Origin of the sequence: Clavibacter lycopersici (assembly GCF_003576405.1) — a bacterium.
Lineage (GTDB): Bacteria > Actinomycetota > Actinomycetes > Actinomycetales > Microbacteriaceae > Clavibacter > Clavibacter lycopersici.
In genome coordinates, this window is the sequence record NZ_QWGT01000618.1 from 1 (window position 1) to 255 (window position 255).

At 82.4% G+C, this 255-nt stretch carries 1 protein-coding gene; it reads left to right on the top strand.

Going from position 1 to position 255, the window contains the following annotated elements:
• Positions 1-62 precede the first annotated feature (62 nt).
• The coding region (locus DZG00_RS17425) for a hypothetical protein (RefSeq protein WP_375342523.1) at positions 63-255 on the top strand (193 nt) is incomplete at its 3' end.

Sequence of the window (255 nt, forward strand, 5' to 3'; positions counted from 1 at the left end):
GGCCCGTCAGCCCGCTGCCCGTGCCGCGCACCGGCGCCCCCTCCGGCGCCGGGCGTCCGGCCGTGCCCTCCTCATCCTCGCCGACGCCGTCCGCTGCTCCGCGCCCGCGTCCCCGCGCCGAGTGGCGAGACGACGACGAGCCCGACACCGAGCCCATCGTCCTCCCGCACCTGGCCCAGGCGCCGGTCGAGGCGCCGCCCGCGCCGCGCACGGGCCGCGAGGAGACCCCACCCCGCTTGGGCGGCCTCGCCGGCC